The 1,171-nt window shown below is 71.1% G+C and carries 1 protein-coding gene and 1 pseudogene; both read left to right on the top strand.

Features of this window, described 5'->3' with window-relative positions:
• A partial coding sequence (locus ACFZDK_RS55905) for an electron transfer flavoprotein subunit beta/FixA family protein (protein WP_390987147.1) occupies window positions 1-625 on the top strand: 625 nt, incomplete at its 5' end.
• A 52-nt stretch (window positions 626-677) separates the two neighbouring features.
• Window positions 678-1,171, top strand: a pseudogene (locus ACFZDK_RS55900) (electron transfer flavoprotein subunit alpha/FixB family protein); the annotation flags it as partial.

Here is a 1,171-nt window from a genome sequence, read left to right as displayed (position 1 = left end):
CGACGACGTCGAGGTGACCGTGTTGACGGTGGGTCCCGAGGACGCCAAGGACGCGCTGCGCAAGGCGCTGTCGATGGGTGCGGACAAGGCGATCCACGTCGAGGACGACGACCTGCACGGCACCGACGCGATCGGCACCTCGCTGGTGCTGGCGAAGGCGATCGAGAAGGCCGGCTTCGACCTGGTGATCTCCGGTATGGCCTCCACCGACGGCACCGCCGGTGTGGTCCCGGCCCTGCTGGCGGAGCGTCTGGGTGTCCCGCAGGTCACCCTGCTCTCCGCGGTCTCGGTCGAGGACGGTGTCGTGAAGGGCCGTCGTGACGGTGACGCCGCTTCGGAGCAGCTGGAGGCCTCGCTTCCGGCGGTGGTGTCGGTGACCGACCAGTCGGGTGAGGCGCGGTACCCGTCCTTCAAGGGCATCATGGCCGCCAAGAAGAAGCCGGTGGCGTCGTGGGACCTGTCCGACCTCGACATCGAGGCGGAGGAGGTCGGCCTTCAGGGCGCCTGGACCGCGGTCCAGGATGCCACCGCGCGTCCGGCCCGTACCGCGGGCACGATCGTCAAGGACGAGGGCGAGGGCGGCAAGCAGCTCGCCGAGTTCCTCGCGGGCCAGAAGTTCATCTGAGCCCCGCACTCGCTGACCGCCCCTCAACTTCGTTTCGCAGGAGAGCAATCCCATGGCTGAAGTCCTCGTCTACGTCGATCACGTGGACGGCGCCGTCCGCAAGCCCACCCTGGAGCTGCTGACGCTGGCCCGCCGCATCGGCGAGCCCGTCGCCGTCGCGCTCGGTGCCGGTGCCGCCGGCACCGCCGCCGCGCTCGCCGAGCACGGCGCCGTGAAGGTGCTGACCCACGACGCCTCCGAGTACGCCGACTACCTGGTCGTCCCGAAGGTCGACGCGCTGCAGGCCGCCGTCGAGCAGGTGTCCCCGGCCGCCGTGCTGGTCCCCTCCTCCGCCGAGGGCAAGGAGATCGCCGCCCGCCTCGCGCTGCGCATCAACTCCGGCATCATCACCGACGCCGTCGACCTCGAGGCCGGCGACGAGGGCCCGGTGGCCACCCAGTCGGTGTTCGCCGCCTCGTTCACCACCAGGTCCCGTGTCTCCAAGGGCACCCCGGTCATCACGGTCAAGCCCAACAGCGCTGCCGTGGAGGCCGCCCCGGCCGCCGG

This window comes from Streptomyces sp. NPDC007901, from assembly GCF_042959465.1.
Taxonomy (GTDB): domain Bacteria; phylum Actinomycetota; class Actinomycetes; order Streptomycetales; family Streptomycetaceae; genus Streptomyces.
The sequence above is the reverse complement of the archived record's forward strand: the minus strand, read 5'-3'. Positions and strand labels throughout refer to the sequence as shown.